Origin of the sequence: Mesorhizobium sp. M0676, assembly GCF_040320535.1 — a bacterium.
Taxonomy (GTDB): domain Bacteria; phylum Pseudomonadota; class Alphaproteobacteria; order Rhizobiales; family Rhizobiaceae; genus Mesorhizobium.
In genome coordinates, this window is record NZ_JAMYPU010000029.1 from 60,999 (window position 1) to 68,217 (window position 7,219).

General features: G+C 64.5%; 4 protein-coding genes and 1 pseudogene. 3 read left to right on the forward strand and 2 right to left on the reverse strand.

Going from position 1 to position 7,219, the window contains the following annotated elements:
* Positions 1 to 11: 11 nt before the first annotated feature.
* Positions 12 to 926 (reverse strand): phytanoyl-CoA dioxygenase family protein, encoded by a 915-nt coding sequence (locus NKI35_RS25680; RefSeq protein ID WP_352741764.1) that lies wholly within the window; start codon positions 924 to 926, stop codon positions 12 to 14.
* 114 nt (positions 927 to 1,040) lie between these two features.
* On the opposite strand from NKI35_RS25680, the pseudogene NKI35_RS25685 reads away from it, so the two are divergent.
* The 3 genes and pseudogenes from NKI35_RS25685 (at position 1,041) to purH (ending at position 5,543) form a co-directional block, all read left to right on the forward strand.
* Positions 1,041 to 1,882: pseudogene (locus NKI35_RS25685) on the forward strand (helix-turn-helix transcriptional regulator).
* 217 nt (positions 1,883 to 2,099) lie between these two features.
* Positions 2,100 to 3,824, forward strand: coding sequence for a heparinase II/III family protein (locus NKI35_RS25690; RefSeq protein ID WP_023693200.1), 1,725 nt, complete (start codon positions 2,100 to 2,102; stop codon positions 3,822 to 3,824).
* A gap of 102 nt (positions 3,825 to 3,926) precedes the next feature.
* Positions 3,927 to 5,543, forward strand: a complete 1,617-nt coding sequence (purH, locus tag NKI35_RS25695) for a bifunctional phosphoribosylaminoimidazolecarboxamide formyltransferase/IMP cyclohydrolase (protein ID WP_352741765.1) — start codon at positions 3,927 to 3,929, stop codon at positions 5,541 to 5,543.
* A 44-nt stretch (positions 5,544 to 5,587) separates the two neighbouring features.
* Here purH and NKI35_RS25700 read toward each other — a convergent pair whose 3' ends face one another.
* Complete coding sequence (locus NKI35_RS25700; RefSeq protein WP_352741766.1) at positions 5,588 to 6,967, reverse strand: MFS transporter; 1,380 nt, start codon at positions 6,965 to 6,967, stop codon at positions 5,588 to 5,590.
* Positions 6,968 to 7,219: the final 252 nt, after the last annotated feature.

Below are 7,219 nucleotides of genomic sequence, written 5' to 3' on the forward strand. Positions count from 1 at the left end.
CGACGACATGCCTAAAGCATGTCGTCCAAGGACCAGTGCTTCCCCCACTTTGCATCGATCTCATCATCGACATTCTGGTAGCGGATATCGGTGGAGAGCCGGATACGCCCCTCCGCGCTCTGGTTGGTTGTCGAGGCGTGGATCATGTAGGGCGAGTGGAGGACGACATCGCCGGCCTCGAAATCCGCGATCAGCCAGCGTGTATCGAACCGCTCCGCCATGTCGGGCAGGTCCTTCGACACCCAGCCGCCCTCGCTCATGTTCCGGTTGTAGGCGCTGATGCGCTCCTGCGGGCTCAGCCCGGCATTGTCCCTGGCGAACCGGGCCTCCATGTCGAGGCCGATGGCGTGCGATCCCTCGAGATAGACCAGGCCGCCCATGTCGACGGGAACGTCGCCGATCGGGATCCAGGCAGTGACGATGCGGCTGGTGCCGCCGCGCAGATAGACGAGATCGTAATGCGCCGGCGTCGCCACAGTGGTGCCCGGTTGGGTGAAACGCATGATCTTGCGCTTGTGCAAATAGGACAGCCCGCCGACGAACGCATCCATCAGCCGAGCCATCAGGGGCTGTGCGCAGAACCCTTCATAGGCGGTGGAGCGAACCAGCGCCATCAACCGGCGATCGGCGAACTGACGGTCGAACGTGCCGGCCGCCGCCAGGCCAAGCTCGGGATCGGACCCGGGCTGCAGCAAGCCGGTGTCGGCCAGATACGAAAACACCCAGCCGCGAAAATCCATGACGTCGCGGCGCGGCAGCATACCTTTCAGCCAGACATAGCCTTGCTCGGCAAGGAGGCCGCGGATGGCATCGATGCCGATCCCGGCGTCGGTTGGCACGAGGCGACCCAACCGGTTCGGCGCCATCGATAATGTCTTGCCGTTGGCGTTCAGATCGATTGACGTAACAGGACTCCGTCGTTGCATGCCACCTGTTGAGCTTGACATTTCAGCCACCTGCGATTTTTCATCCTTAGCTGGAAATGTCATACTGTTAGCACACTCGCCCATGGACAGAACGAAGCCATGGACTTTTCGCTCATGAACGGTCTCTCTTACGCACTCTACAGATCCGCACCGGCCGCGGCCGGCGGCCTGTCGGTTACAGGGATTGGTCGGCATCGCGTCACGCAGGCGATCCAAGCGCGCAAATTGCCGGAATTCGCCGTGGTGCTGATTGAGAACGGTCAAGGCTGGCTTGAAACCAGGACTGCCGGCATGCAGACGATCCAAGCGCCGGCCCTGTTCTGGCTGCTTCCCGGGAGGATGCATTCCTACGGGCCGGACGCATCGGGCTGGCTCGAACGCTGGGCGCTCTTCGACGGGGCCTTGATACGCGATTTCACCCGGCTGCGGCTGATCGCCGAGGACGCCCCTGTCGTCCCCTTGCGCGACCTCGGCAAAATGCAGCGGCTGTTCGACAGGCTGCACGGTGAGCTGTCGCTCGATACGATGCTGAGCCAGGCAGAAGCCGCCGCCACGATGCATCGCATCGTCGTGCGTGCTGCCCGCCAGGCAATGGATTGGAACAACCGTCAACGAAACCCCAGCCTCCAGGATGCCGCCGACATGCAGCCCATCGTCGACGAATTGCGCCGCTGCGCGTGCGACTCGGTGGATCTCGATGCCTTCGCCGCGAAATTCTCGATGTCGCCGGCAACCTTGCGCGCAGATTTGCGCGGGCAGCCGGCATGTCGCCCAAGGCCTTCCAACTGCGCACGAGGCTCGACCGCGCCAAACAGATGCTGGCCGCCTCCGATTCGCCCATAGAGTCCATTGCGGCCGCCGTCGGCATCCACGACGCCTTCTATTTCTCCCGTCTGTTTCGCGACCGGGAAAACTGTTCGCCCAGCGAATTTCGGTCTCGCCACAACCGCAAGTGAGTGCCGGATTGCCGGGCTTAAACCCGCGAAGCGCTTGACTTTTTTCGGGGCGCGTCGGTGGCCGGCAGCGTGAGGCGCTTCACGTCGGCGGAATTCGACTTCGCACAAGTTCTTGAATCATATAAGCTTGTGCTGGGGTACCGGAACATGATGCCGAAAAGTGTGACGCGGTTTTCGGGCGACAGCATGCTCTATCTCCAGGCGACGAGGAGGGGTTTTGGCACTGGCTGCCGGCAGCACGACACGTCTGTGGACGCTTGTCGCTAAGGAGTTTTGGCGCAAGACGCGCCGGCGCCTTCGCGCGGGGCCAGTCTATCGCTGGCGCTATTCCGGGCGCACGCCCGAACGCGTCCTGATTGCACCGCCCGACCTCAGGCTCGCCGATCCGCAGATCGCGCTCGAGATTTATTATGGCCGCTATCCGCTGTCGGGACATCTGGTCGAGACCGGCGGCAAGTCACCATTCCAGATCGACGTCGCCAACCGCGGCTGGGTGAAGACGCTGCACGGTTTCCGTTGGCTGCGCCATATGCGCGCCGCCGGCACCGAGCTGGCCGCCGCCAATGCACGCGCGCTTGTCTCCGACTGGATCGCCATGCATGGCAACCAGATTTCCGGCATAGCCTGGGAGCCCGGCACCACCGCCAAGCGAGTCATTGCCTGGTTGCAACACTCCTCGGTTGTCCTACAAGGGGCCGAATTTCCGTTCTATCGCGCCTTCCTGAAATCGCTCGCCGTGCAGATCCGCTATCTCCGCTCGATGGCGCGCGAGATGCCGGACGGCAAGGACAGGCTGCGCGCTCGCATCGCGCTTGCCTTCGCCGCGCTGTCGCTGCCGGCGCCGGCCTCGGCACTGCGCGGCGCCACCCGCAACCTGGCGGAAGAACTCGACCGCCAGATCCTTCCCGACGGCGGCCATATTTCGCGCAACCCGATGGCGGTGCTCGAATTGCTCGCCGATCTCCTGCCGCTGCGTCAGACCTATGCCAATCAGGCAGAAACGCCACCGGCCGCCCTGATGGGCGCCATCGACCGCATGCTGCCGGCGCTGCGCTTCTTCCGCCATCAGGATGGCAGCCTCGCCCGCTTCAACGGCATGGGCGCCACCATCCACGACCGTATAGCCACCATCTTGCGCCACGACGACACCGCCGGCGCGCCGCTGCTGCACGCGCCGCATTCCGGCTATGAGCGCCTGTCGATGGGCGGCGTGACGGTGATTGCCGATACCGGCCCGTCGCCGGCGGTCGATGTGTCCAACGCCGCGCATGCCGGGTGCCTGGCCTTCGAACTCTCGTCCGGTCGCCAGCATTATATCGTCAATGCCGGCATCGACACCTATGGCGCCGCCGAGTTCCGGCCGCTGGCCCGTGCCACCGCGGCGCATTCGACCGCCACCATCAACGACACCTCGTCGGCGCGGTTTTCCCATTCGCTGCGCGTCAACGACCTGCTCGGCTCACCCTTGCTCGGCGGCCCGCAGCATGTGCCTTGCAAGCGCATCGACCAGAAGGGCACGCAAGGCTTCATCGCCCGCCATGACGGCTATATGCAGCGCTTTGGCTTCCTGCATGAGCGCGAGCTGAAACTGTCGAGCGAGGGCAATGTGCTCGCCGGCAGGGATCGCTTCCTCCGCCCGGGCGGTGCGGCGATCCGCAACAATGGCCGCGACTTCGTCGTGGTGCGCTTCCACATCCACCCTGATATCAACCTTTTGCAGGACGAGCATGACCGCCTGGTGCTGACCGCCGACCAGGCCGACACCTGGGTGTTCACCTGCACCGAAGTGGTGCCGGAGGTCGAGGAATCGATCTATTTCGCCGGCCTTGGCGGCCCGCGCCGCAGCCGCCAGATCGTGCTCGCCTTCAAGGCCTCGGAGATCGCCGAGGTGCATTGGCAGCTGACACGCACCGGCATCGCCGGCTATCCCGAGAACAGCTGAGCGTCGTTGCCGGGGCTTGATCGAGCTTCCGGCTTGATTTCCTGACCTCATGTGCTACGGCCCGGCAACGCTCTCCAATCAGCCCTGAAAGGCCGCCAGCCCATGGCCGTCGCCGCTAAGAACATTCCGGCACCCGACCTCGTTCCGGTCCGCCGCGCCCTGCTTTCCGTCTTCGACAAGACCGGCCTGATCGACTTCGCCAAAGGGCTGGTCGCGGCCGGCGTCGAGCTGGTGTCGACCGGAGGCACGGCAAAGGCGATCGCCGAGGCGGGGCTGGCGGTGCGTGACGTCTCGGAACTGACCGGCTTTCCCGAGATCATGGACGGCCGCGTCAAGACGCTGCACCCGTCGGTGCACGGCGCGCTGCTCGGCGTGCGCGACGATCCCGAACACGCCAAGGCGATGCACGATCACGGCATCGAGCCGATCGATCTGCTCGTCTCCAATCTCTACCCGTTCGAGGAGGTCCGCCGCTCCGGCGCCGACTATGCCGCTGTTGTCGAGAACATCGACATTGGCGGCCCGGCGATGATCCGCGCTTCGGCCAAGAATCACGCCTATGTCGCCATCGTCACCGATCCCGGCGACTACGCCTCGGTGCTGAACGCGCTGGAGATGAACATCGGCTCGCTGTCGCTGGATTTCCGCCAGAAGCTGGCGGCCAAGGCCTTTGCCCGCACCGCCAGCTACGATGCGGCGATCTCCGGCTGGTTCGCCGAAACGCTTGTGATCGAGCACCCGACCTGGCGCACCTTCGGCGGCAGGCTGGAAAGCGTCATGCGCTATGGCGAGAACCCGCATCAGAGCGCCGGCTTCTACGTCAATGGCGACAAGCGGCCGGGGGTCGCCACGGCTCGCCAGTTGCAGGGCAAGCAGCTGTCCTACAACAACATCAACGACACCGATGCCGCCTTCGAGCTGGTCGGCGAGTTCGATCCCAACCGCTGCGCCGCCGTTGCCATCATCAAGCACGCCAACCCGTGCGGCGTCGCCGAGGACGCTTCGCTGGCTGCTGCCTATGCGAGAGCGCTGGCCTGCGACCCGGTTTCGGCCTTTGGCGGTATCGTTGCCATGAACCGCATCCTCGATGCCGAAGCGGCGCAGGAGATCGTAAAAACCTTCACCGAGGTGATCATCGCGCCGAACGCTTCGGAGGACGCTGTCCGCATCATCGCCGCCAAAAAGAATTTGCGACTGCTGGTCACCGGCGGTCTGCCCGATCCGCACGCCGGCGGCATCACCGTGAAATCCGTCGCTGGCGGCATGCTCGTCCAGGGCCGCGACAACGCGTTAGTCGACGATCTCGAGCTCAAGGTGGTGACCAAGCGCGCGCCGACGGCGGCCGAGATGGCCGACCTCAAATTCGCTTTCCGCATCGCCAAGCACGTGAAGTCGAACGCCATCGTTTACGCCAAGGACGGCGCCACGGTCGGCATCGGCGCCGGCCAGATGAGCCGCGTCGATTCCTCGCGCATCGCCGCACGCAAGGCGCTCGACGCGGCGGAAGCAGCTGGCCTCGCGGAGCCGTTGACCAAGGGCTCGGTGGTCGCCTCCGACGCTTTCTTCCCTTTCGCCGACGGGCTCATATCCGCGATCGAAGCCGGCGCCACGGCGGTGATCCAGCCCGGCGGCTCGATGCGCGACGACGACGTTATCGCCGCTGCCGACGCGCATTGCATCGCCATGGTGTTTACCGGCGTGAGGCATTTCAGGCATTGAGCGCCTCTGCCTTTTCCCACAAGGGGAGAAGGAAAAGTGCGGCGCTATTCCACCGGCTGATCCGCCGGGTACGGCGTCCAGATCAATATCGCGATCCCAACGCCCAGGAACAGCACGATGGCCGCCATGCCGAGCCGCGCCGAGCCGCTGGCGAGCGTGATCGACGCCACCATGAACGGCGCCAGGAAACTCGTCGCCCGTCCGGCCAGCGCATAGATGCCGAAATAGCGGCCGGACTCGGCTGCGGTGACGCTGCGCGCCATGTAGGAGCGTGACGACGCCTGCACCGGTCCGAACGCCAGCCCTATCAGCAGGCCATAGAAAATGTAGGCCTTTTCCGCCGCCGTGCCGAACAGGCCGCCACTATCGGCTCCCGGCATCATCCAGGCGCCGAACAACGTGTAGCCTGGCCCGGTCGAAACGATGCCGATGGTGGCGATGCTGAGCAGGACGAGCGAAATCATCACGATGGTCTTGGAGCCAAGCGCGGTGTCCAGCCATGCGGCAACCAGGCAGCCGACGATGGCGACGACGTTGAGGATAATGCCGAACATGCCGATCTCGGTGATCGACCAGTGGAACATCGCTGCCGCAAAGGTGCCGCCCAAAGCGAGCAGCGCATTGACGCCGTCCTGATAAATCATGCGGGCGACAAGGAAGCGGAAGATGCCTTTGCGCCGGCGCACTTCAGTCAGCGTCGACTTCAGTTCCGACAGCCCCTCGCGCACCGCGGGCCCGATCGGAATCCCCTTGATGGCGTCCGGCGTAAAGAAGAACATCGGCAGGATGAACAGGAAATACCAGCCGGCCGACAGCGGCCCGGTGGCGCGCGCGTCCTCGCCGAGTTTCGGGTCGAGCCCAAAGAGCGGGTCGATGCCGATGATCGTCTTGCCGGTCTCCGGCGAACCCGCAAGACAGGCGACAACAAAGATCAGCGCGATCATGCCGCCGAGATAACCAAGTCCCCAGGCAATGTTGGAGACGTGGCCGATCTCGCTCTTCGGCACCAGGCGCGGCATCATCGAATCGTTGAACACGGTCGAGAATTCCGCCGCGACCGAAGCGAGAGAAAAGAACAGCACCACCAGGAAAAGGTTCGAGCCGGGAGCGGCGAACCATAGCAGGCAAAGGCTGATGATCTTGATCGAGGCGAAGAACGCAATCCACGGCTTGCGCGGCCCGGTCTGGTCGGCAATCGAGCCGAGGATGGGAGACAGCACGGCAATGACCAGGCCCGCAACAGCGATGCCGTAGCCCCAGGCCGCCTGGCCTGAGACCGGATCGCTCGCCATGCGCGAGACGAAATAAGGCCCGAAGATGAAGGTGGTGACGACGGTGAAAAACGGCTGCGCCGCCCAGTCGAAGAACATCCATCCCCAGATGCCGCGCCCGGATGCCCGCTGCACTGTTTCTACCGCCGCCATGATGATTCCCCCGGGACACCGCGCTTGTCGGATGCCATGTCTGCATGTTTCGAATGCTCATGCAAACCGCCAAAGATTCGCGCTGCCCCTCACCTGGATGTCGCCGCTGTCTACCTGCATAGAGACGCGAAGAAAGGCGCCGCGCCCCTACCTCCCCCTTGTGGGGAGGTCGGACCGCAGGTCCGGGTGGGGGTCGGTGCCGCACCCCACCCACCGCCCCCAAGTCACAGACACCCACCCCCCCCGCCGCGG

Coding starts and splice junctions, on each gene's coding strand:
- NKI35_RS25700 (WP_352741766.1), bottom strand. CDS start 6,967: ATGGCGGCGGTAGAAACAGTGCAGCGGGCATCCGGGCGCGGCATCTGG.
- NKI35_RS25680 (WP_352741764.1), bottom strand. CDS start 926: ATGCAACGACGGAGTCCTGTTACGTCAATCGATCTGAACGCCAACGGC.
- purH (WP_352741765.1), top strand. CDS start 3,927: ATGGCCGTCGCCGCTAAGAACATTCCGGCACCCGACCTCGTTCCGGTC.